The sequence below is a fragment of the Bordetella sp. N genome (assembly GCF_001433395.1).
Classification (GTDB): Bacteria; Pseudomonadota; Gammaproteobacteria; order Burkholderiales; family Burkholderiaceae_B; genus Bordetella_C.
In genome coordinates this window covers 3174527-3197102 of record NZ_CP013111.1, presented here as the reverse complement: position 1 = coordinate 3197102, position 22576 = coordinate 3174527, and the positions used below count along the sequence as shown (strand labels likewise).

The window sequence follows — 22576 nt, the reverse complement described above, 5'->3', positions numbered from 1 at the left end:
GGGGGACTGCGAGCGGTGGGATGTCGCGTAAAGCAGAAGTTGCCTGAAATGACTCTGAAAGTCGAGTGTCATACAGGGACAATTTTCGCAACACCAAGCGGGGAAATGTATCACGTAAAAACTGGGTTCAAAACGGAAACAAATTCCGATAAAGTCCCTCAGTCAAATTTACTTGGGTTGATTGTCGTGAATCCATTGTTGTCTGCCATCGGCAGCAAGCTCGAAGCTATTTCGGTCCCTGTTCAACTAGAGATGCCGGATGGCACGAGAGTCGGTGCAGCCGACCCCCAAGTGCGATTCGTGGCACACGATAAAGGCGCTTTGGCGCATCTGGCCGCGGGCGACGTCGGCATCCTTGGCCAGGACTACGTCGAGGGCCGCGTCGGCATCGAAGGCAATATGCACGACGTGATGCGCGCCGCCGCTGAAATGCTGCCTGGCTCGCCGGTGGACGCCGCGCGCGGCGGCTGGCTTACCGAGCTGGTGCGCCGCGTGGTGTCGGTGTGGCGTCACTCTATCGAGCGCGATGCCAAGCAGATCGAGTTCCACTACGACCTGTCCGACGATTTCTATGCCTTGTGGCTGGATCCGCGCCGGGTCTATTCCTGCGCGTATTACCGTACCCCCGAGATGCCTCTGGCGCAGGCGCAGGAAGCCAAGCTGGACCACATCTGCCGCAAGCTGCGGCTGCACGAGGGCGAGCGCTTTCTCGATGTCGGCGCCGGCTGGGGAGGCTTGTTGTTGTGGGCGGCCGAGAACTACGGCGTCAACGGCACCGGCATCACCTTGTCGCGCAACCAGCACGCCCACGTCAATCGCCTGATCCAGGAAAAAGGCCTGCAAGGGCGCGTACGCATGGAGCTGCTCGACTACCGCAAGCTCGACGAGGCGACCCCCTTCGACAAGATTTCCTCGGTCGGCATGTTCGAGCACGTGGGCCGCGCGCAATTGCCGGACTATTTCGCCAAGCTGCGCCGGCTGCTCGAGCCTGGCGGTCTGGTGTTGAACCACGGCATCACGGCGGGCGGCGTGCACAATGCCGAGCTGGGCAATGGCATGGGCGAGTTCATCGAGAAGTACATCTTCCCGGGCGGTGAACTGACGCATGTCAGCCATGTGCAGGAAGCCATGGCGCTGGGCGGCCTGGAAGCAACGGATATGGAAAACCTGCGGCCGCACTATGCTCGTACCTTGTGGGCCTGGAGCGATGCGCTGGAGGCGCGCCTGGACGAGGCCGCCAAACTGCTGACCGGCGAGTCGGGCGCGCGTTCGCTGCGGGCGTACCGCCTGTATCTGGCCGGCTGCGCGATGGCGTTCGAACACGGCTGGATCGCCTTGCACCAGATCGTCGGCCAGCATCTGGCCACCGGCCGCAGCGATGAACTGGATCTGCCGGCCGACCTGGCCTATCCTTGGCGGCGCGACTACATGTACACGGCCTAGGCCGGAAACCGGACCGCGGGGCCGAGCCCAGGCCGGGAAACCGCCCTGGGCTTACCTTATCGGTCGCCCCGACATCACGCAATAAACAGGAGCAGACATGCCCACCATTCACGCCCATATCACCGCCGGCCCGTCGGCCCAACAGAAAAGTGCCCTGCTGCAGGCCGCATCGCAGGCCGTGGTGGAAAGCCTTGGCGCGCCGCTGCGCAGTGTCCGCCTGATGCTGCATGACGTGGCCCGCGAGGACATCGTCGTCGGTGGCGAAGTGGGGCGCGAATCGGTGGTGTTCCACGTACACATGATCGTCGGCCGCAGCGAGGACCAGAAGCAGGCGCTGTTCACGGCGCTGACCAAGGCGGCCAGCAGCACGCTTGGCGTCGATGGCGAGAACGTGCGCGTGATCGTGCAGGACGTGCCGAATACGGACATGGGCATGGCCAACGGCGTCAGCGCCAAAAACACCGGGCGTTGATGCCCGGAGGGTACGGCCGCCCTCTTTTTACCAGCCCGGCGGCCAGGGGAGACGAAACATGAAAGACATCATCATCGCCAGCGGTGCGCGCACCGCCATCGGCACCTTCGGCGGCGCCCTCAAGGACGTGCCGCCCATCGACCTGGGCGCGACCGTCATCCGCGCGGCGCTGGAACGTGCCGGTGTGGCGGGCGAGGAGGTCGGTCACGTGGCTGTCGGCCACGTCATCAATACCGAAACGCGCGACATGTACCTGGCGCGCGTGGCGTCGGTCAATGCCGGCGTAGGCCATGGCACGCCGGCGTTCAACGTCAATCGCCTGTGCGGCTCGGGCCTGCAGGCCATCGTGTCGGCGGCGCAGACGCTGATGCTGGGCGATGCCGATATCGCCGTGGGCGCGGGCGCCGAGGCGATGAGCCGCAGCCCCTATATCGCGCCGGCCCTGCGCTGGGGCGCCCGCATGGGCGACAGCAATTTCGTCGACATGATGACCGGCGCCCTGACCGATCCTTTCGACCGCATCCATATGGGCGTGACGGCGGAAAACGTCGCGGCCAAATACGGGGTCAGCCGCAACGACCAGGACGCGCTGGCGGTCGAGTCGCATCGCCGCGCGGCCGCGGCCATCGATGCGGGGTACTTCAAGGATCAGATCGTGCCGGTGGTCATCAAGACCCGCAAAGGCGAGATCCGCTTCGAGCAGGACGAGCACGTGCGCCGTGATACGACGCTGGAATCGCTGGCCGGCCTGAAGCCGGTTTTCCAGAAGGAAAATGGCACGGTGACGGCCGGCAACGCGTCGGGCATCAATGACGGCGCCGCCGCCGTGGTGATGATGACGGCGGACGTGGCCCAGCGCCGCGGCGTCCGTCCGCTGGCACGCCTGGTGGCCTATGGCCATGCCGGGGTCGATCCGAAGTACATGGGCATCGGTCCCGTGCCCGCCACCACGGTGGCGCTGAAAAAAGCCGGCCTGAAGATAGACCAGATGGACGTGATCGAGGCCAACGAGGCCTTCGCCGCCCAGGCCTGCGCGGTGACCCGCGAGCTGGGCATGGATCCGGCGCGCGTGAATCCGAATGGCAGCGGCATTGCGCTGGGCCATCCGGTGGGCGCGACGGGGGCCATCATCACGGTCAAGGCGCTTTATGAATTGCAGCGCGTGCAGGGGCGTTATGCCCTGGTGACCATGTGCATAGGCGGCGGGCAGGGTATCGCCGCGATTTTCGAAAGGATTTGACAAGCAAGATGCCGGGCCGAAGCCTATCCCGTGTTGCGGGACCGTCCGAACTGGACCAGCCGACGATTTCCGAAGCGGATGGCGTGCGTTATCTGCACTTCAATACCGAGTGGATCCAGGGCGCCATGCGCATGTCGGATCCAGCCGAACTGGTGCTGGAATACACCGCGCAGATGATGGCCTGGCTGCTGTTTCTCGACCCCCCGCGCGAGGAGGCCATCGGCCTGCTCGGGCTGGGCGCCGGCTCGCTGGCGCGCTTCTGCCTGAAGCACACGCGCAGTCCGGTGGCCGTGGTGGAGTGGAATCACAAGGTGACCGGCGCCTGCTATATGTTCTTCCGCCTGCCGGGCTCGTCCCGCCTGATGATCGAGCATGAAGACGCGGGCGTGTGGGTGGCCGATCCCGTCAATGCCGGGCACTGCCCGGTGCTGATGGTCGATTTGTACGATGCCCAGGCGCGCGGCCCGGTGCGCGATTCGGCGAAGTTCTATCGCGACTGCCGGCGTGTGCTGGGGGATACCGGCATTCTGGTCGTCAACCTGTTTGGCGATCACGACAGCTTCCCCCGCAATATCGACAACCTTGGCGCGGCGTTCAATGGCCGCCTGGCCATGCTGCCGGAAATCGATGCGGGCAATCGTATCGTTTTGGCGTTTTCCGGCCCGCCCATCGCCATCCCGGCGGCCGACCTGCTGGCGCGGGCGGAAGTGGTCGAGTCCACCTATGGCTTGCCGGCCCGGCGCTGGGCCCGCTCGCTGGTGGGCGATGCCAAGGACGGCGTGATTCGCTATTAGCCCCGCGGGCGGCCGCTAGCGGAAACCCTAGCGGTAATTATCCCAATATCGGAGCCGGTCAAGTCGCACATACAATGTGTAACTTGAAGTATAGAGAGTGCATATTTGTTTCGGCGGCCGCTCCAGGCCCAAGGGATATGCGCCTCCATTTAGAGACGGCGAATGCCATGATCGACGCGTATCTGTTCATCTGTGCCCACTGCGTGACGGATCCATTCCTGTCGGACCGAATCGCCGCCAGCGGCAGTCCGCGCAAGTGCATGAGCTGTGGCCAGGAAGACCAGAACTGCTGGCCTGTCGAAGCGCTGGCCGAGCAGGTCAGGGGCGTTTTCGATGAACATTGCTCACTGGCCGCCAACCCGTTTGCCATGGTGGAAAGCCTGACCGGTCTCTCAGACGCGATCTGCGAAGAAATCGTGGATTGCTGGAGTGAAAGCGTCTATCTGGATGACGGGGATGCCGACGCGGAAGATGACGACTTCCGCTGCTCGCAATCTGGCCACGCCGCAGACCAAATCGACCGCGCCGCGATCGATCTGCGCTGGCAGGAAATTCGCCACGACCTGCTGCTAGGCGCGGGCTGTGCCGCCCACGCGGCGGGTTAGGTCATGCGCGGCCGCGGCCGTCGCGGCATGCACCTCGGCCAAGGGCCGATTGGCCTCGTCGATACGCTCGACATATGGCACTGACAGCGCCGCCACGGCTCTCCCTTCGCTATCGAGAATGGGGAAGGCGATCGCGAGCACGCCGCGCACCTGATTGCTCGGCATCGATTCGAAGCCCCTGGCCCGGACCGCATCGAGGATGGCACCGATGCCGGCGTCGGCGTGGTCGGGCCGGCGGCGGACGCACTCATCGATACGGCGCGTGATGGTCGCCGCGTCCTGGAAAGCCAGCAGCACTCTGCCGGAAGCGGACACGAGCATGTCGAGCTCGGCGCCGGTCCGCATGCTGAACCCCATGCCGCTGGGCGCGTCGATCTTGGCAACCACGATTTGGGAACCGCGGCCATAAACCGTCAGATGGCAGGACTGATCGAGCGTCGTCGCCAGGTGGTCCATGATGTTGGGCGCCTCGACCAGCAGGCGATGCGTGGGCGGGTGGCGATGCGCCAGTTCGAAGAGGCGGGTGGTCAGCAGGTAGGCATCGCCGGTTTGCGCCACGTAGTCGCGGCGCACCAGACAGGACAGCATGCGATAGATCTCGCCCACGCTACGTCCCAATTGCTGTGCGATGTCCTTCTGGCTGAGCGGGGTTTCCGCTTTGCAGAGGATTTCGATGATGTCGAGGCCCTTCTCCAGGGCCGGCGCCGCATAGGTGCGCGCCTCCGCCGCCGTCACGCCATCTCCCATCGTTTGCTCCTCTCCTTTGTCCATGCCTGCCCGCCGCCTGATATTCGCGGGGGCTCTCTTGTACCGCGCCCCCAGACACCCGGCAAGCCGTGGCAAGCCGGCTGCGCCGCGGCGGTAGGTCGGTCCATCTGGGATTCCATTCATTTATGAAAAACAGTTTTCAACCATGAAATTGTGCTTGTAGCGCCGCCGATCAGCGTGCTACCGTCCCGCTGCAATAAATTTATATATAAATTCTAAGTTTCGTAGATAAATTTTAAGGTCCTTCCCGCTGCACTCCCAGGACCTATGGACGGCCTTGGGCAGCAGCGAGGACCGTTTACAGACAGGGTCGCCACGTTGAATCGGCGAGGGAGTAAGCAGTGAGTACAGAAGTGGAAAGCAGGCTGGCCAAAAGCCCAGCCTTTATCGTGGGCGCCATCGTTGCGGTGTTTGGCGCGCTGTTGGCCTATGGCGGGATCACCCTCCTGTCCTTGGGCGGGTCGGCCTACTACCTGCCGGCCGGTGTCGTAATACTGGTCGCCGGCGTGTTGCTGATCATGCGCCGCCCGCTCGGCGCCTGGCTTTATGCGGCCGTACTGGTGTTGACCGCCATCTGGGCCGTGGCCGAGGCCGGCTGGCACTTTTGGCCCCTGGCCGGACGGCTGGGCTTGCCCGGCATCCTGGGCATCCTGGTCGCGTTGGTGACGCCCACGCTGCCCAAGGCGAAAGCCCGGCGCGGCGTCAAGCCGGCGTCCTTCGGCGTTGCCGGCCTGCTGTTGCTCTGCGTCATCGGCGCGGGCTTCAAGGCCTTCCAACCGGTGTGGCTCGTCAGCTCGGATAAGGCGCCCGCCGTGGCCACCGATTACAAGCCCGGCGACGACAAGCAGAACTGGACGGGCTTCGGCCGCACGCCGGACGGCCAGCGCTTCGCGCCCTACACCCAGATCACCAAAGACAACGTCAAGCAGCTTCAGGTCGCGTGGACCTTCCGCACCGGTGATTTCGCCTACGGCGGCGCCGAGAACCAGAACACGCCCCTGCAGATCGGCGACACGGTGTTCCCTTGCACGCCGTCGAACCAGGTGTTCGCCCTGGATGCCTTGACGGGCAAGCAACGCTGGAAGTTCGATCCGGAGGTCAATGCCGGCTCTACGCCCACGTGGCTGCGTTGCCGTTCCCTGGCCTATGCCGATCTGGCTTCGGCATCCAGCCATGCCTCCACGCCTGTGCAAGAGGGCGCCACCTGCCAGCAGCGCCTGTTCGTGACGACGGGCGACATGCGCCTGATCGCGATCGACGCCAAGACGGGCAAGACCTGCGAAGGCTTCGGCGAAAAGGGCGAAGTGAACCTGGCCGTCGGCATGGGCAAGACCGTTCCGGGCTTCTATAACCCGACGTCCGGCCCCATCCTGGCGCGCGGCAATATCATCGTCGGCGGCTGGGTGATGGACAACCAGTCCACCGACGAGCCTTCCGGCGTCGTGCGCGCCTTCGACGCGGTCACGGGCAAGCTCAGCTGGGCCTGGGACATCGGCCGTCCCGGCCAGCCCAATCCGCCGGGGCCCGGGGAAAGCTATACCCGTGCCACGCCTAACGTGTGGGCCGTGCCCACCGTCGACGAGGAACTGGGCCTGGTCTACCTGCCCACCGGCAACGGCACCCCCGACATGTACGGCGCCCAGCGCAGCGAAGCCGTCGACAAGCACAACTCTTCCGTCGTCGCGGTGGATGCCGCCACGGGGGTGGAACGTTGGGTCTTCCAGACCACCCACCACGACCTGTGGGACTACGACCTGCCGTCCAAGCCCGTGCTCTACGACGCCCCGGACGGCAAGGGCGGCCGCATTCCGGCGCTGATCCAGACCACCAAGCGCGGCGAAATCTTCCTGCTCGACCGACGCGACGGCAAGCCCATCGCGGCCGTCGAAGAGCGTCCGGTTCCCACTGATGGCCTGCCCGGCGAACGCATCTCCCCGACCCAGCCGTATTCCGTCGGGATGCCGCAGATGCGCGAGCCCAAGCTGACGGAAAGCATGATGTGGGGCATCACGCCGCTGGACCAGCTGTCGTGCCGCATCCAGTTCAAGCGCCTGCGCTATGAAGGCGACTACACGCCGCCCAGCACCGATTGGTACATCCCGCATCCTTCGCCCTTCGGGACGATGAACTGGGGTGGCATCTCGATCGACCGCCAGCACGACTACCTGCTGGTCAACGACATGCGCATCATGATGAAGGCGCAATTGATTCCGCGTGCGCGGGTCAATGCCGCCTTGGCGGCGTCCAACAAGACTGGTGCCAGCGTGGCCGGCATCGTACCCATGGACGGCACCCCTTATGGCGTGAACCGCGCCATGGTGGTGTCGCCGCTGGGCGTGCCTTGCACCCAGCCGCCGTTCGGCACCTTGACCGCGATCGACATGAACACGCGCCAGATTGCCTGGCAGCGTTCGATGGGTACCGTCGAACAGATGGGCCCGCTGGGCATCAAGACGGGCCTGCCGATGCCGCTGGGCATGCCCACCCTGGGTGGCCCCGTCGCCACGGCATCGGGTCTGGTGTTCTTCACGGGGACGGCCGACTATTACCTGCGCGCCATGGACGTGGCGACCGGTGAGGAAATCTGGAAGTCGCCCCTGCCGGTCGGCGCTCAATCGACGCCCCTGGTCTATGAGCAGGGCGGCCGCGAGTTTGTCGTCGTCACCGCGGGCGGCGCCCGCACCACGCCGGAGCGCGGCGATTACATCATCGCCTACGCGCTGCCCCAGCGTTAAGGTTCACACGCGTCGGTGGTGACAAAATGGGCTCCTCTGGAGCCCATTTTGCATGGTGGCCACCGGGCAGGCAGGGCACGCGGCGATGGGGCGATCAACCATATGGGGGGACCCAAATGACCGGCCCCTCGATGGCGGGATCCGCCCATTTGCCGCTTGCAATGTTCATGGATGGGACTACCATGAGGGTTCCATAATTATGAATTACGGAATCCCATGACCGCGCCTATCGTCCGACAAGCGCTGTACCTGGAAGCGGCCGACCGTCTGCGCGCGATGATCCAGTCGCGCGTATTGATGGCAGGCGAGTGGGTGGATGAATTGCGGCTGGCGGCCCAATTGGGCATCTCCCGCACACCCCTGCGCGAAGCCCTGAAACTGCTGGCCAGCGAGGGCTTGGTGCGCCTGGAGCCGCGCCGCGGCTGTTTCGTCAACGAGCTCTCGCCACGCGATCTGGACGAGATCTTCCCGCTGATGGCCATGCTGGAAGGCCGTTGCGCGCATGAGGCCGCCCGCAAGGCGCGGCCGGAAGACCTGGCGCGGCTGCGCGGCCTGCACGACACCCTGCAGGCACATGCCGCCGCCGGCGACATCGACGCCTACTACGCCGCGAATTACGTCATCCATGAAGCCATCCAGGCCCTGGCCGATAACCGCTGGCTGTCCGACATGATCGGCAACCTGCGCAAGGTCTTGAGCCTGTCGCGCCATAAAAGCCTGGCGCTGCCGGGCCGCATGCAAGCCTCATGCGCCGAGCACATGGCCATTTACGCCGCCATTGCCGCCCACGACGCCGAAGGCGCCGAGGCGCTGGCACGGGGGCATCTGCTGCGTCAGCTCGACGCGCTGCACGTGCTGGCTGACCAGCAACCGCGCCCTATCCTGGCGGCGGGACTGGACACGGGGCTGGCGCAGGCCGCCAGTTCGCGTTCCGCCTCGCCGTCCACCGATTCGATTCCAGTTGCCCCGCAACCCACTCCGGAGCCCGATCATGAACGACCCGCAAGTGCAAGCACCCGTGCGCGCCGCGCGCACGTCTGACAACGCCAACACGCCGCCGCGCCCGGTTGCGGCGGCCCCCGTGGCGACCACGGTCGCGCCTTCCCCCGCCGCGCCGAATGACGCCGACGGCAAGGCGGCAGGGCCCGAGGCCGGCCTGATGGCGCGTCTGGTCAAACTGTGGGAGCGCGATCGCTTTGCCAGCGCGGACGCGCTGTTGCCGCTGTTCGCGGCTCGCTCCACCGATGTGGCCGCCAACCGGCTGGCGACGGCCTGGTGCCAGGCTTATACGGCGGGCGATGCCAAGGTGCAGCGCGCCATGCTGACCATGCTGGCCGCCTGCCCGCTGGCCCAGCAGCCGGATGGCGAAGCCGCCGCGCGGCTGTTCCGCCGGTTCAACAACCAGCCGGACGGCCTGCGTTTCCTGGTCAGCCTGCGCGCCGACATGCTGCGCTGGCGCAAGCAGGTCAGCGGCCTGCCGGCCCTGGACAAGACCCTGGAAGGGCTGCTGTCGGCGTGGTTCGACGTGGGCCTGCTGGAGTTGCGCCGGCTGACCTGGGACACGCCCGCGTCCTTGCTGGAAAAGTTGATCATCTATGAGGCCGTGCACGAGATCCAGTCCTGGGACGATCTGAAGCGCCGGGTCGCCGATGACCGGCGCTGCTATGCCTACTTTCACCCGCAATTGCCGGATACGCCGCTGATCTTCGTCGAAGTGGCTTTCTCGGCGCAGATGGCGGACAACGTGCAGGCGCTGCTGGACGCGCGCCAGCCGGTGCAGAACCTGGACAAGGCGCGGTGGGCGATTTTCTATTCCATCTCCAACACCCAGCCTGGACTGCGTGGCATCAGCTTCGGCAATTTCCTGCTCAAGCGGGTGATCGACGCGCTGCTGGAAGACCTGCCCAAGCTGAAGTCCTTCGCCACCCTGTCGCCGATTCCCGGCTTCAACGACTGGCTGGGCAAGCTGGACGCCGACGCTGTCGAGGCCATCGTGCGTGACAAGACGCGGGAGCGCACCCGCCAGCGGGTGCCGGACGGCGCGCGCTGGGTGGCGCGCCTGAGCCGGGCCGGCACGGGCGCGGGGTCGGAGACCCTGCGGCGGGCCGGCCAGAAGCTGGCGGCGCACTATCTGCAGACCGTCAAGAACGGCCAGCCGGCGGATCCCGTGGCCCGTTTCCACCTGGGCAATGGCGCCCGCATCGAACGGCTGAACTGGGGCGCCGACCGGTCGGGCAAGGGTTTGGCGCAATCGGCGGGGCTGATGGTCAACTATCTGTACGAATTGGACGCCTTGGACGACAATCTGACCCGGTTGGGCGAGGGCAAGCCCGCCATCAGCCGCGCCATCGCGCGTATGTCCTGATCTGGGAGATTGCATGTCTGCTGCGTCGTTGCCGGAGAAGTCCGGGCCGGGTTGCGTGCGCTATGAGCGTGACGGCGGGCTGGCCTTCGTGACGCTGGATCACCCTGGCCGCATGAACGCCATCACGGTCGCCATGTGGCGGCAGCTGGCGCAGACCTTTGCCGTCCTGTCGGCGGATCTGTCGCTGCGCTGCGTGATCGTCGCGGGGGCGGGCGGAAATTTCGCGGCAGGCGCCGATATCCGCGAATTCCCGCATGAGCGGCGGGATCTGACGGCGGTGCAGAACTACCATCGCAACACCCTGGCGCCGGCGCTCAAGGCGATCGCCGATTGTCCGCATCCGGTGGTGGCGAGCATCGAAGGCGTCTGCGTCGGGGGCGGGCTGGAAATCGCCAGCCAGTGCGATCTGCGCATTGCCGCGACGTCGGCCCGCTTCGGCGTGCCCATCAACCGCCTGGGCTTCCCCATGGCGCCCGACGAGATGCGGGGCCTGCTGACGCTGGCCGGCCGGGCGCTTACCCTGGAACTATTACTTGAAGGCCGCATCATCGATGCGGCCGAAGCATTTTCCAAAGGCCTGCTGACACGCGTCGTCGCCGACGCCGAGCTGGCCGAAGAAACCCGCAAATGCGCAAGCCGCATCCTGCGGGGCGCGCCGTTGGCCGCGCGCATCAACAAGCGGACCCTGCGCCGGCTGGAAAGCGGCCAACCCTTGGAAGAAAAAGAATATCCTGGCTTTTTTGCGTATGCGGACAGCCATGATCATCAGGAGGGCGTGCGAGCCTTCCTGGCAGGCGAAGAACCGACATTTTCCGGAGACTGAAGACGGTGAGCAATTCCAATCTGTATGCCGTATTGGAGGCGGGTTTCCCGCAAGACCGCAGCAAGATCGCGCTAGAAACGCCGACCTTGCGCTATACCTGGGACGACATCGATCGCGCCAGCGCATGCCTGGCCAATCTGCTGAAATCGCTGGATTTGCCCAAGGGCGCGCGCGTGGCGGTGCAGGTGGAGAAGTCGCCCGAGGCGCTGCTGCTGTACCTGGCCACTTTGCGTGCTGGCCTGGTCTATCTGCCGCTGAATACCGCCTATCGCGAGGCGGAGATCGAATACTTCCTGGGCAATGCCGAACCCGCGGTGGTGGTGTGCTCCAGCGTCAATGAGGCGTGGGTGCGCAGGCTGGCCGACAAGTCCGGCGCGGCGCACGTCTTTACGCTGGACGAGGATCGCACCGGCACCTTGCTGCAAGCGGCCGCGGGCCAGCCGCAGACCTTCCGCACCGTGCAGCGCGAGGACGATGACCTGGCCGCCATCCTGTACACGTCCGGCACCACGGGGCGCAGCAAGGGGGCCATGCTGTCGCACGGCAATCTGGCGGCGAACGCGCGCGTGCTGAATGAATACTGGGGCTGGCGCAGCGATGATGTGCTGCTGCACATGCTGCCGATCTTCCACGTGCATGGTTTGTTCGTGGCGTCGCACGGGGCCTTGCTGGCCGGCGCGAAAATGATCTGGCTGCCCAAGCTGGACATGGATCAGGCTCTGCATTATCTGCCGCAAAGCACGGTGATGATGGGCGTGCCGACGTATTACGTGCGGCTGCTGGGCGATGTCCGCTTCACGCGCGAGGCTTGCGCGCGCATGCGGCTGTTCATCAGCGGCTCGGCGCCCTTGCTCACGGAAACGTTCAGCGAGTTCCAGACGCGCACGGGTCACACGATCCTGGAGCGTTACGGCATGAGCGAGACCGTCATGCTGACGTCCAATCCCTACGATGCGGTGCTGGGACCGCGCGTGGGTGGCACCGTGGGGCCGGCCTTGCCTGGCGTGGACGTGCGCGTGGTCAACGACAAGGGCGTGGCTTTGCCGCCGGGCGACATCGGCAATGTGCAGGTGCGGGGGCCTAACGTGTTTTCGGGTTACTGGCGCATGCCGGAGAAGACGGCCGAGGAGTTCACCGAGGACGGCTGGTTCAAGACGGGTGACGTGGGACGGTGGGGCGGCGAAGCGGCCGGGCATCCGATTCCGGTCGATTATCTGTCCATCGTTGGCCGCAGCAAGGATCTGATCATTTCCGGCGGGTTCAATGTCTATCCCAAGGAAATCGAGACCATCATCGATGAGATGCCTGGCGTGGCGGAATCCGCGGTGATCGGCGTGCCGCACGTGGACTTCGGCGAGGCCGTGGTGGCGGTGGTGGTGCCGCGCGCGGGGGCCAATCTGGACCCGGCCGCCATGCAGACGGAACTGAAGGCGCGCATCGCCAACTTCAAGGTACCCAAGCGTATCCATGTCGCGGAGCAACTGCCGCGCAATACCATGGGCAAGGTGCAGAAGAACGTGCTGCGCGATACGTACGGGCAAGGCTGATCGCCGCGTCTGCGCACGTCGCTTGTGCGGGCGCTGGGAGTACTCGTGGGTAGGCTGACGTCGCTCCTGCGCTTTAGCAGGATTTGACTCTCACTACTCGGCCGGCCTCTGGCCGGCCGAGTTCTTCTTATCAACGTAGGTAATCAAGGGGGGACTTTCCCAAAAATTTCATCAAATCGGTTTGCGTAAGAACAGTAAAAACGACAGCCCGCACCGGAGCTGTCCCAATCGATGGGCCTTGCCCATCCTACGCAGCATCGGGAGGAGAGACATGAAGCTACGCAACAGCATCGCGGCGTGTGCCGCCATGGCGGCCGCCGTCGCGGCCTTGAGCGTTCCTGGGTTGGCGCGGGCCGACTGGCCGGAACGTCCAGTCACCATCATCGTGCCGTTCCCCGCGGGTGGCGGCACCGACACCTTCGCGCGGCCCCTGTCCGCGCAATTGACCCAGCAGATGGGGCACGCGGTCGTCATCGACAACAAGGGTGGTGCAGGCGGCACCGTGGGCGCCGGCGTGGCGGCCAAAGCCAAGCCGGACGGCTATACCTTCTTCATGGGTGGCGCGCATCATGCGCTGGCGCCGTCCCTGTACAAGCAACTCAGCTACGATATCCAGAAGGACTTCGTGCCGGTGGCATTGTTGGCGCAACCGCCGCAGGTGGTGGTCATCAATACGTCCAAACTGCCGGTCAAGACCCTGCAGGAGTTCATCGCCTACGCGAAGACGCGGCCCGGGCAGATCAATTTCGGCACGGCGGGCAAGGGCAGCACGCATCACCTGGCCGGCGAGCTGTTTGCCATGCAGACGGGGATAGACCTGGTGGATGTGCCTTACCAGGGCGCCGGGCCGATGATGTCGGCGCTGATGGGCGGGCAGGTGGATCTGGCCTTCGATGGCCTGGGGTCTTCGGCGCAGCAGATACGAGCCGGAACCATCAAGGCGCTGGCGGTGGCGTCGGCGCAGCGGTCGCCCAGTTTCCCGGACGTCCCGACAGCAGCCGAGGCGGGGGTGAAGAACTTCGAGGTGTCGACCTGGTATGCGCTATGGGCGCCGAAAGGCACACCCCAGCCGGCTATCGACCGGATGATCCGGGAAGTGAAAGTGGCCTTGAACAACCCCAAGATCAAGGAGCAGTGGGCCAGTAACGGGTCGGATATCCCGGATATGAGCGGGCCGGCCTTCGGGGCCTTCGTCGACAGCGAGATCGCGCGGTGGGCGAAGGTGGTCAAGGACGCGGGGGTGACGCTGGATTGACGGGGAAACGGCTGGCGGAAGCACCGGCTTCCGCTAGCCGCCGCCGTTGTCGTTGGTGCCTTGGCGTTCCTTCTGCGCGTAGGCCTCGCGCACGACCGCCAGGTTCGCCGCGACTTGTTCGTCATGGCTTTCCAGTACTTCCGCGGAAGCGGCCTGGCCGACTAGATAGACGTTGGCCTTTTGCGCTTCGCGCATCAAGTCCGCTTCCAGCGTGCGCAGCGCATCCAGCGGTAATACGCGTATCAGCGATGACAGCAGCGCCGACTGCGCCGTGAGCGTTCCGAGCAGTGTTTCGACGGTAATCGGTTTCATGGTCAGCCTCTGGGTCGGATCCGGACGGAAGGGGGCGCCGAATGAACCCGCGATTCGCCGCCATGGCGCAAATATAACGCTGTCCTCAACGTCGGGCGCCGCGTCAGGCCTCCCTTCAGGCCTCCCCCCAGGCCGCCCCTCAGGTCACGACTCCAGCCGCGTCAGTCGTTCTGGTCCCGCGTCCCCGTAAGCTGATCCATCTGCTTGCGCGTCGAGTTGGTATTGACGCGTCGGTCGTAGGTCAGCGTGTCGCCGTCGAAGCGGCACACCACGTGGTCGCGGAAGGCGGTCTCGACGAAGATCCAGTCCATCACCAGCTCGTTCTCGTTGCGCCAGAAGGCGCGGGCAAGCACGCGCGTCTGGTCGGGCTGGTAGGAGTGGTGGATCTGCCAGCCCGTCATGGACGTGCTGCCGTCCAGCCAGCTTGAAAACGATGCCTTGACCTGATGCGTGCCTCTATCATCGGTCAACGTGAACGTGCAGTCGTCGCCGCTGCAGTCCAAGGCGATCCGCAACACCTTGTCGTCGTTGGCCGCGATGGCGTAGCGCGCGGCGAAATCCTTGCGCGACGACGGAATGTCGCGTGAGTACTCCACGGGCAGCGTCAGGGCCGCAAGGTCCTGGGCGAGGTCGGCATTGGCACGGACGGGTTCGGCCGTGGCGGGGCGGCGCTGCTGCATGTCCGCGACGATGTTTTCCCACAGCAGGCGGTGCACCCGCTTCTCGCGCGGCGCGATGCCGCCGGTGAAAGCGATGGCGGCATTGTGGTCGGGAAACACGATCACATGCTGGCCAAAGAGGCCGCTGGCCGTGAACGTGTTGTCCGGGCCTCGCCACCACTGGTAGCCATAGCCTTCGCGCTTTTCCGCGCCAGGCGCGCTGGGATCCGCATACCGCTTGCCATCGAAAGCACCGATGACAATGTCCTTGATCTGTGCACCCGTGGCCGCCGCGGTCCATTCTCGGCTGAGCAACTGTTCGCCTTGCCACTGGCCGCCGTGCATGTGCACGATGCCCAGCTTCAGCAGGTCCGAGGTCTTGGCCCGAATGCCGTTGCCGCCCGTGTTCACGCCTTCGGGGCTGACGTCCCAGGCGAGATCCTTGATGCCCAGAGGTTGGAAGAAGCGGGATTCCATCCAGTCGCACACCCGCTCACCGGTGACCTTCTGCAGGATGGCGGCCAGCATGTAGGAGCAGCCGCTGCAATAGACGAAGCGTTCGCCAGGCGCATAGACCATCGGTTCCTTGAGGAACGCGGCGATCCAGCTGGTCGTCAGACGTCGCCACTCGCCGCCGGAGATGCCCGATCCGTGGCCGCTGGTCATGGTCAGCAGGTGGCGCACGGTCATCTCGTGCACGGCGGGCGGCGCGTCGGCCGGCACGTGTTCCGGGAAGAAGTCGACGACCTTGGCATCCAGGGAAATCAGGCCCCGGTCCACGGCCAGGCCGATGCCCGTGCCGACGAAGCTCTTGACGCTCGAATGCAGCATATGCCGCAGGTCCGGGGCGTAGGGCGCCCACCAGCCTTCGGCGATCACCGCGCCGTCCTTCCAGAACATGAAGCTGTGCAGCTCCAGTCCTTCTGTCTTCAGACCGTCGAGGAACCCGCGGATCGCCGCGGCATCGATACCGCGTGTCGCCGGGGCGGCACGATCGAGTCCATCAGAATGCGTTGACTGCATGACCAGATACTCCTGCGTAGGTCTTGAATTGCCGTTATTCAGGTACTGCCGCGAAATATAGGTCGCGACATATGGGCCGAAACTACCGGGCCGAGACTACCGGGCCTCGACTACTGAGCCGGCACCAGATGGCAGGCCGCGCGGTGCTGCGGACCTATCATGCGGATCTCCGGCGCTTCGGTACGGCACCGATCCATCGCATGCGGACAGCGCGGATGGAAATGACAGCCGCTGGGCGGCGCGAGCGGGCTGGGCAGCTCGCCCTGGATGGTGCTGAACTCGCGTCGGTCCGTGTCGATGCGCGGCACCTCCGCCAACAGGGCCTGGGTATAAGGATGGCTGGGACGGGCGAAGATCGTCTCCGTGGGCGCTTCCTCGACGACCCGCCCGAGGTACATGATGACCACGCGGTCGGAGATGTGCTTCACCACGCCCAGGTCATGGCTGATGAAGAGATACGTCAGCCCCAGCTCGTCGCGCAGCGACATGAACAGGTTGAGGATCTGGGCCTGGATCGAGACGTCGAGCGCGGCGACGGATTCATCGCAGACGAGCAGCTCCGGCTGTACGGCCAAGGCCCGGGCGATGCCGATGCGTTGCCGTTGGCCGCCGGAGAACTGGTGCGGCAGGCGGTCGCGATAGGCGGGATTCAGCCCCGCGCGTTCCATCTGCTGCGCCAGGTAGTCCGCCGGCTTGCCCTTGACCAGTCCATGCGCCAGCGGCGCCTCCATGATGATCTCGCCCACCGTCAGGCGCGGATTCAAGGACGCATAGGGATTCTGGAAAATCATCTGGGTGCGCAGGTGCGCGCGGCGGTCTTGCGCGCGCGCCGCGCTCTTCAGCCCCAGGGCCTGTCCCTCGATGCGGACCTCGCCGGAGGAGGGCGCCAGCAAGCCGGCCACCATGCGTCCCAAGGTCGACTTGCCGCAGCCGGATTCACCTACCAGTCCCACGACCTCGCCCTTGCGGACGGTGAAGCTGACGTCGTCCACGGCGCGCACCACCGGCGGTTGCTTGGCGAGTCCCAGGCGGGTCGCCACACGCTCTATCCAGTCCTGGCGCCGGCCGAAGCGGCGGGACACCGCGTCGACTTCGACCATCGGCGTGAGTGCATCGTTGGTCATGATAGTGATGCTCCAAGGGGATGGTGGCAGCGGAAATCGTGTCCTTGCATGCCAGTAGTCTGCGGCGCCGAACTGCTGCATTCCGCGGTGGCGGACGGGCAGCGGGGATGGAAGGGACAGCCGGGCGGGAAACGGCCGGCGATGGGCGGCGCGCCACGGATCTGGCTGAGTGGCCGGCCGCGCTCGTTGCGGTCCGGGACGGAATTCAGCAGGCCCATGGTGTAGGGGTGCCGCGGCGACCCGAGCACCTGTTTCACCGTGCCGCTTTCGATGATGCGGCCGGCGTACATGACGCCAAGGCGATCCGCCAGGCGCGACACGACGGCCAGGTCATGGGTGATCCACAGCCAGGCGGTGTTGTGTTCCCGCGCCAGCTTCTGCACCTGGGACAGGATCTGTGCCTGTATGGTCACGTCCAGCGCCGTGGTCGGCTCATCGGCGATGATCAGGTCCGGGTTGTGCAGGAGTGCGATGGCGATGGCCACGCGCTGGCGCATGCCGCCGGAGAACTGATGCGGATACGCGCGCAGGCGCTCCTGGGGGCTGGGTATGCCCACCTTGGCCAGCGCGTCACAGGCCCGTTGCCGGGCCACGGCGGTCGATACTTTCTCATGTGCGGTGATCGCCTCGATCATCTGCGTGTCGATGCGCAGGACCGGGTTCAGGGTCATCATCGGATCCTGGAAGATCATGGCGATGCGCTTGCCACGCAGGGTCCGCAAGCGGCGGGAAGAGGCTTGCGCGATATCCTCGCCGTCGAAGAGGATCTGGCCGCCAGCGATGCGGCCGCCGTCCAGCAAGCCCATGATGGAAAAACCCGTTACCGACTTGCCGGAACCGCTTTCACCCACGAGGCCGACGATTTCGCCGCGGCGGATGTCCAGGCTGACGTCGTCGACCGCGCGCACCGGCTGCGCGGGGCTGCCGAATTCGGTGCGCAGGCCGGCGATGCGCAGGATGGGCGCGGGGGCCAGGCTTTCCTTGATGTCTGGCGTTTGCATCATGTGGGCTTCCTGCGCGGGTTCAGGACGTCGCGCAAGCGATCGCCAACCAGGTTGATGGATACGATGGCCACCAGCAATACCAGGCCCGGATAGAAGCTGATCCAGTAAAGCCCCGACAACATGTATTGATAGCCGTTGGCGATCAACAGACCCAGGCTGGGCTCGGTGACCGGAACGCCCAGGCCCAGGAAGGACAAGGTGGCCTCCAAAGCGATGGCGCGCGCGATCTGGATGGTCATGATGACGATGATGGGGGGCAGGCAATTCGGCAGCAGGTGACGGAACACGATGCGCCAGCGTGACAGCACCAGGCCCTGTGCTGCTTCGACATACTCCTTGCCGCGCTCCACCAACGCCGCGCTGCGGGCGGCCCGTGCATAGGTGGCCCATTCGACGATGATCAGGGCCAGCACCACGTTCAGCACGCTCTTGCCCAGCAAGGCCAGGATCATCAAGGCCACCAGGATGGTGGGGAAGGAAAGCTGCAGGTCGACCAGGCGCATCAACACGGTTTCGAGGCGGCCGCGCGCATAGGCCGCGAGGATGCCTATGGACGTGCCGACCAGCGCGGCGATCAGGGCCGAAATGATTCCCACGCTCAAGGAAATGCGCAAGCCGTAGAACATGGCCGACAGCATGTCGCGGCCCTGGTCGTCGGTGCCCAGCCAATAGTGGCCGCCGTCCATGTTCTCGCTGCCGGGCGCCAGGCGCGCGTCCATGATGGAGATCTGGCCGAGGTCATAGGGATTCTGCGGGGCGATCCACGGCGCCAGGATGGCCACCAGGGCCAGCAGCACGAAGATGGCCAGTGCGAGCACGGCCAGGCGTGAGCGCGCGAAGGCGGCGAACACGGCCAGACGCCGCATCGACGGCACGTCCGCCGGCTCGGCGGCCGGCGCGGTGACAAGGGGCGCTTCCATTACTGCTCTCCCTCATTGAGCCGGATGCGGGGATCCAGCACGGTATAAAGAAAGTCCACGACCAGGTTGGTGGTGACGAACACCAGCACGATCACCATCAGGTAGGCCACAATCACCGGCCGGTCCAGCGAGTTGATGCTGTCAATGATCAGCTTGCCCATGCCCGGCCAGGAATAGATGCTTTCGGTGACGACGGAAAAGGCGATGACCGAACCGAATTCCATGCCGACCACCGTCACCACGGGAATCATCAGGTTTTTCAGGACGTGGACGAAGATGATGCGCGTCTCGGAAATGCCCTTGGCCCGGGCGAACTTGATGTATTCCTGCGGCAGCACTTCCGCGACGCCGGCACGGGTCAGGCGCAGCACCAGCGCGATATTGAAGAGCGACAGGTTGAGGGCCGGCAGCAGCAGGTGGCGCAGGCCGTCCGCGGTCAGGAAGGACCACTGGATGCCGAACAGCGCGGCCGTTTCGCCGCGGCCGCCCACGGGCAGCCAGCCCAGTTCGACCGAGAACACCAGGATGAACATGATGCCCACCCAGAAGGTCGGCAGGGAGAATCCGAGGATGCTGAAGGCCATCGTGCCTTTGGCGAAGATCGACTCCGGCGCCAGCCCGGCGAACAGGCCCAGCGGAATGCCGATAAAGACCGACAGCAGCACCGCCGAGATGGCCAGCTCCAGGGTGGCCGGCATCCGTTGAAATATCAGGTGGATGGCCGGTTCGCTATAGACGAAGCTGGTGCCCAGATTGCCGTGCAGTGCCGAGCCCAGGAACGAGAAGTACTGCCGCCAGAGCGGCTGGTCCAATCCCAGCTGGGCAATGATGTGCGCGCGATCCAGTTGCGTGGCGTCCGGAGAGATCAGGATGTCCACTGGATTGCCCAGCACATTAGTGGCAATGAAGACGATCACGCTCATGGCGAGCATGACCAGACAGGCCTGCCACAGCCTGCGGAAGATCCATACGGTCATAGATGTGGGCTCAAGTCACCGAGTAGGCGCAACCATCGCGCTGGGGATCCGCGGCGCCCTTGCAGACGTCGCCATCGATACGAATGCCGTGCAGGGCGGCGTAGGGATAACTGGTCGGGGAACGCTTGACGTCATAGCCCTCGGCCTGCAGGCGGTCCGTCACGCTGCGCCGCACCCGGTTGCCCACCTCGATCGCGTTGGAGACGGCCGTGATGCGGGGCGCGCTGACGGCTTCCAGCATCGACATGTCGAAATCCAGCACGTTCATCAGGCCCTGGGCCACGGACGGTGCGATATAGGTTCCGCCCGGTGCGCCAAGGACGATGTAGGGCTTGTCGTCTTTGAAGACGATGGTGGGCGCCGCCGAGCTGGCCCGGCGCTTGCCCGGGGCGATCGATGACGCCCGTCCGGGACGGGGATCGAAGCGGGCCATGGTGCCGTTGTACATGAAGCCCAGGCCACGGGTGATGGCGCCGGACGGACTGCCCAGCGTATGGGTCAGGGCGACCGCATTGCCGTGCTTGTCGACGACGGAGATATGCGTGGTGTCGCGCTGCGACGCGTCCAGGCGCGTGACCTTGGCGCGTTGGCCCGCGGCGATGCCGCGCGCCAGTTCAGCGCAGTAGGACTTGGACAGCAGCTTTTCGACGGGGACATCCACATACAGGGGGTCGCCCATGTAGCGGTCCTTGTCCACGGTCATCAGCTTGATGGCTTCGGCCAGGGTGCGCACGTGGTCGTACGAACCGTGTTCCATCGCGCCGACATCGAAGTTCTCCATGATGTGCAGCAGTTGCAGCATGGTGAGGCCGCTGCCGGGTGGCGGGCTGGTGGCGATGCGGTGGCCGCGGTATTCGCCCCACAACGGCTGGGTCACGCTCAGCGCGTATTCGGCCAGGTCCTTGCGGCTGATCAGCCCGCCGTTGGCGGCGAAGTCATCGGCGATCTGGCCGGCGAGTTCGCCGTGATAGAAATCGTCCGGGCCCAGGCGCGCCAGGCGCTCCAGCGTATTGGCCATCTCAAGGTTGATGACGGTATCGCCGACGCTTTTCAGCGATCCATCCGGCCGGAAGTAGACTTCGCGCCCGGTTTCGCTGAAGGCCAGTTTGTCGCGCGTGTTGGCCAGGTGCGCCTTGCTCTGGTCCTGCGACCAATACCTGCTGACATGCGGGCGCACCATGAAGCCCTTGCGGGCGTATTCGATGGCGGGCTGGATCAGATCGGCCCAGTCGAAGGTGCCATAGTGCGATAGCGCGTGGGCATAGCCCTTGACGCTACCCGGCGTACAGACGGCCAGGTAGCCTATCTCGCTGATGTTGTCCTTGAGGATGTACCCAAAGCCGTCGGCCGACTGGCCCACCAGCTTGTCCACCCACATGTCGGGGGTGCAGGCCAGCGGCGCGCGTGCGTAAAACTCCAGGATCTCGTGGACGCCCTTGCCCGGCAGGTAGACCTGCATGGACCCGAACCCGCCGATCCCCGACATCTGCGGATCGACGACACCTTGCACGAAGGCGCAGGCCAGCGCGGCGTCGACGGCATTGCCACCCCGGGCCAGGACTTCCGCGCCGGCTTCGGCGGCTTCGGGTTGCGCCGCGACTATGACTCCGTTCTTCATCGATTACCCCTTGCGGCGCTTGGCGAGCGTCTTGGCCAGGAATTCCTGCACGTAGGGCACGGCCTTCATGCGGTCGTGCGCCATATTGGGCACCAGGTTCAAGGTGACATCGACACCGGCCGCGCGGAAGGATTCGGCCAGCGCGCGCGCCCGTTCCGGACGGGTGCCGCCGGCGTCATTGGCGCCTTCCATGTAGTAGCGTCCGCCGGGCTTGTGCGTGATTTCCCAGGTTTCCAGGTCGGCGTCGCCGACGACGATCTGCACGGGCACGCGGGCCAGCGCTTCCTTGTCGAAGGTGATGCCGAACTGCTCCTTGATTCCGTCCAGGCCCACCCACCATTTTTTGGCGGGGTCGAGCAGGGTGACGGAGCCAGGCGAGCCGATGCACGCCGCCCACAGCTTGCGCGGGTGGAGGATGGCGAAGCGATGCGTGTAGTGCCCGCCGCCCGAGAAACCGAACATGGCGAACGTGCTCCAGTCCTGGCCGTACTTGCCGGCGACTTCATCGACCATGTCCAGGACGACCTGGTCGTAGCGGATGTCGCCTTCCTTCATGTACTTGTAGCCGCTGCGCTCGTCATCGCCCAGCACCCCGATGGGGAACAGCGGGCACAGGATGGCGACCTTGTTCCAGTGGCCGAATTCGGCGTAGCCGTCGCGGAAGTCCAGGAAGGACGTGCGGCTGGTGCCGTGGACGGCGACCAGCAGGTCGACCTTCTCGCCGTCGCCCACGCAGGGCGGGACATACATGATGTAGGAAAAGCGGGGGTCTTTCTTGCTCGCGAAAACGGCCGTCTTGCCGAGCCCGTAGAACTTGGCGGCTTTCTGGTCTTGATCCTTATCGGACATTGCTGGGTCTCTCTATGGAATGTATGGGCGCCGCGGGGGGACG

20 protein-coding genes are annotated in these 22576 nt (G+C 65.2%); 11 read left to right on the top strand and 9 right to left on the bottom strand.

Annotation, left to right across the window (positions count from 1 at the left end; translation table 11 throughout):
- The first annotated feature begins 186 nt into the window (after positions 1-186).
- The 5 genes from ASB57_RS13595 to ASB57_RS13575 all read left to right on the top strand — a co-directional run bounded on the left by ASB57_RS13595 (position 187) and on the right by ASB57_RS13575 (position 4554).
- A complete protein-coding gene (locus ASB57_RS13595) occupies positions 187-1443 on the top strand; it encodes a class I SAM-dependent methyltransferase (protein WP_156414159.1) in 1257 nt (418 codons plus the stop codon).
- A 97-nt stretch (positions 1444-1540) separates the two neighbouring features.
- Complete coding sequence (locus ASB57_RS13590; protein WP_057652713.1) at positions 1541-1915, top strand: tautomerase family protein; 375 nt, start codon at positions 1541-1543, stop codon at positions 1913-1915.
- 58 nt (positions 1916-1973) lie between these two features.
- On the top strand, positions 1974-3155 hold the full coding sequence (locus ASB57_RS13585; RefSeq protein WP_057652712.1) for an acetyl-CoA C-acyltransferase family protein: 1182 nt from the start codon (positions 1974-1976) through the stop codon (positions 3153-3155).
- An 8-nt stretch (positions 3156-3163) separates the two neighbouring features.
- Positions 3164-3949 carry a hypothetical protein gene (locus tag ASB57_RS13580; RefSeq protein WP_057652711.1) on the top strand — a complete coding sequence of 262 codons (786 nt, stop codon included), beginning with the start codon at positions 3164-3166 and terminating at the stop codon, positions 3947-3949.
- A 167-nt stretch (positions 3950-4116) separates the two neighbouring features.
- Positions 4117-4554, top strand: coding sequence for a hypothetical protein (locus tag ASB57_RS13575; protein ID WP_057652710.1), 438 nt, complete (start codon positions 4117-4119; stop codon positions 4552-4554).
- Here the strand turns inward: ASB57_RS13575 and ASB57_RS13570 are convergent.
- A complete protein-coding gene (locus ASB57_RS13570; protein ID WP_231755420.1) occupies positions 4519-5325 on the bottom strand; it encodes an IclR family transcriptional regulator in 807 nt (268 codons plus the stop codon). The two genes, ASB57_RS13575 and ASB57_RS13570, sit on opposite strands and share 36 nt — an antisense overlap.
- A 338-nt stretch (positions 5326-5663) precedes the next feature.
- On the opposite strand from ASB57_RS13570, the gene ASB57_RS13565 reads away from it, so the two are divergent.
- The 6 genes from ASB57_RS13565 (at position 5664) to ASB57_RS13540 (ending at position 14047) form a co-directional block, all read left to right on the top strand.
- Positions 5664-8057, top strand: a complete 2394-nt coding sequence (locus ASB57_RS13565) for a membrane-bound PQQ-dependent dehydrogenase, glucose/quinate/shikimate family (protein ID WP_082621593.1) — start codon at positions 5664-5666, stop codon at positions 8055-8057.
- Between the two features lie 216 nt (positions 8058-8273).
- The gene (locus ASB57_RS13560; protein ID WP_057652707.1) at positions 8274-9098 is read left to right on the top strand and encodes a GntR family transcriptional regulator; all 825 of its coding nucleotides are present in this window, start codon (positions 8274-8276) and stop codon (positions 9096-9098) included.
- Positions 9099-9279: 181 nt separating this feature from the next.
- Positions 9280-10422, top strand: coding sequence for a malonyl-CoA decarboxylase domain-containing protein (locus tag ASB57_RS13555; RefSeq protein ID WP_156414387.1), 1143 nt, complete (start codon positions 9280-9282; stop codon positions 10420-10422).
- 13 nt (positions 10423-10435) lie between these two features.
- The gene (locus ASB57_RS13550) at positions 10436-11245 is read left to right on the top strand and encodes an enoyl-CoA hydratase/isomerase family protein (RefSeq protein WP_057652706.1); all 810 of its coding nucleotides are present in this window, start codon (positions 10436-10438) and stop codon (positions 11243-11245) included.
- 5 nt (positions 11246-11250) lie between these two features.
- Complete coding sequence (locus ASB57_RS13545; RefSeq protein WP_057652705.1) at positions 11251-12792, top strand: malonyl-CoA synthase; 1542 nt, start codon at positions 11251-11253, stop codon at positions 12790-12792.
- Positions 12793-13099: 307 nt separating this feature from the next.
- Complete coding sequence (locus tag ASB57_RS13540) at positions 13100-14047, top strand: tripartite tricarboxylate transporter substrate binding protein (protein WP_231755460.1); 948 nt, start codon at positions 13100-13102, stop codon at positions 14045-14047.
- A gap of 33 nt (positions 14048-14080) precedes the next feature.
- Here ASB57_RS13540 and ASB57_RS13535 read toward each other — a convergent pair whose 3' ends face one another.
- The 8 genes from ASB57_RS13535 to ASB57_RS13500 form a co-directional block, all read right to left on the bottom strand.
- Positions 14081-14359: a hypothetical protein gene (locus ASB57_RS13535; protein WP_057652703.1), complete on the bottom strand. Its 279-nt coding sequence runs from the start codon at positions 14357-14359 to the stop codon at positions 14081-14083.
- A gap of 161 nt (positions 14360-14520) precedes the next feature.
- Positions 14521-16041, bottom strand: a complete 1521-nt coding sequence (locus ASB57_RS13530; RefSeq protein ID WP_057652702.1) for a serine hydrolase — start codon at positions 16039-16041, stop codon at positions 14521-14523.
- A 110-nt stretch (positions 16042-16151) separates the two neighbouring features.
- A complete protein-coding gene (locus ASB57_RS13525; protein ID WP_057652701.1) occupies positions 16152-17165 on the bottom strand; it encodes an ABC transporter ATP-binding protein in 1014 nt (337 codons plus the stop codon).
- Entirely contained in the window at positions 17162-18169 is a 1008-nt protein-coding gene (locus tag ASB57_RS13520; RefSeq protein ID WP_369822861.1) for an ABC transporter ATP-binding protein, read from the bottom strand. The genes ASB57_RS13525 and ASB57_RS13520 overlap by 4 nt, the downstream gene beginning before the upstream one ends.
- On the bottom strand, positions 18166-19089 hold the full coding sequence (locus tag ASB57_RS13515; RefSeq protein ID WP_057652700.1) for an ABC transporter permease: 924 nt from the start codon (positions 19087-19089) through the stop codon (positions 18166-18168). The genes ASB57_RS13520 and ASB57_RS13515 overlap by 4 nt, the downstream gene beginning before the upstream one ends.
- Positions 19089-20066: an ABC transporter permease gene (locus ASB57_RS13510; protein ID WP_057652699.1), complete on the bottom strand. Its 978-nt coding sequence runs from the start codon at positions 20064-20066 to the stop codon at positions 19089-19091. The genes ASB57_RS13515 and ASB57_RS13510 overlap by 1 nt, the downstream gene beginning before the upstream one ends.
- Before the next feature lie 10 nt (positions 20067-20076).
- Positions 20077-21684 carry a gamma-glutamyltransferase gene (ggt, locus tag ASB57_RS13505; protein ID WP_057652698.1) on the bottom strand — a complete coding sequence of 536 codons (1608 nt, stop codon included), beginning with the start codon at positions 21682-21684 and terminating at the stop codon, positions 20077-20079.
- A gap of 3 nt (positions 21685-21687) precedes the next feature.
- Positions 21688-22533, bottom strand: a complete 846-nt coding sequence (locus ASB57_RS13500; RefSeq protein WP_057652697.1) for an alpha/beta hydrolase — start codon at positions 22531-22533, stop codon at positions 21688-21690.
- Between the last annotated feature and the right edge of the window lie 43 nt (positions 22534-22576).

Bases quoted from the DNA above. Each gene is read 5' to 3' on its own strand.
- ASB57_RS13575 (WP_057652710.1), top strand. From the start codon at position 4,117: ATGATCGACGCGTATCTGTTCATCTGTGCCCACTGCGTGACGGATCCA.
- ASB57_RS13560 (WP_057652707.1), top strand. From the start codon at position 8,274: ATGACCGCGCCTATCGTCCGACAAGCGCTGTACCTGGAAGCGGCCGAC.
- ASB57_RS13525 (WP_057652701.1), bottom strand. From the start codon at position 17,165: ATGACCAACGATGCACTCACGCCGATGGTCGAAGTCGACGCGGTGTCC.
- ASB57_RS13510 (WP_057652699.1), bottom strand. From the start codon at position 20,066: ATGACCGTATGGATCTTCCGCAGGCTGTGGCAGGCCTGTCTGGTCATG.
- ASB57_RS13570 (WP_231755420.1), bottom strand. From the start codon at position 5,325: ATGGACAAAGGAGAGGAGCAAACGATGGGAGATGGCGTGACGGCGGCG.
- ASB57_RS13590 (WP_057652713.1), top strand. From the start codon at position 1,541: ATGCCCACCATTCACGCCCATATCACCGCCGGCCCGTCGGCCCAACAG.
- ASB57_RS13550 (WP_057652706.1), top strand. From the start codon at position 10,436: ATGTCTGCTGCGTCGTTGCCGGAGAAGTCCGGGCCGGGTTGCGTGCGC.
- ASB57_RS13580 (WP_057652711.1), top strand. From the start codon at position 3,164: ATGCCGGGCCGAAGCCTATCCCGTGTTGCGGGACCGTCCGAACTGGAC.
- ASB57_RS13535 (WP_057652703.1), bottom strand. From the start codon at position 14,359: ATGAAACCGATTACCGTCGAAACACTGCTCGGAACGCTCACGGCGCAG.
- ASB57_RS13540 (WP_231755460.1), top strand. From the start codon at position 13,100: ATGGCGGCCGCCGTCGCGGCCTTGAGCGTTCCTGGGTTGGCGCGGGCC.
- ASB57_RS13520 (WP_369822861.1), bottom strand. From the start codon at position 18,169: ATGATGCAAACGCCAGACATCAAGGAAAGCCTGGCCCCCGCGCCCATC.
- ASB57_RS13530 (WP_057652702.1), bottom strand. From the start codon at position 16,041: ATGCAGTCAACGCATTCTGATGGACTCGATCGTGCCGCCCCGGCGACA.
- ggt (WP_057652698.1), bottom strand. From the start codon at position 21,684: ATGAAGAACGGAGTCATAGTCGCGGCGCAACCCGAAGCCGCCGAAGCC.
- ASB57_RS13500 (WP_057652697.1), bottom strand. From the start codon at position 22,533: ATGTCCGATAAGGATCAAGACCAGAAAGCCGCCAAGTTCTACGGGCTC.
- ASB57_RS13585 (WP_057652712.1), top strand. From the start codon at position 1,974: ATGAAAGACATCATCATCGCCAGCGGTGCGCGCACCGCCATCGGCACC.
- ASB57_RS13515 (WP_057652700.1), bottom strand. From the start codon at position 19,089: ATGGAAGCGCCCCTTGTCACCGCGCCGGCCGCCGAGCCGGCGGACGTG.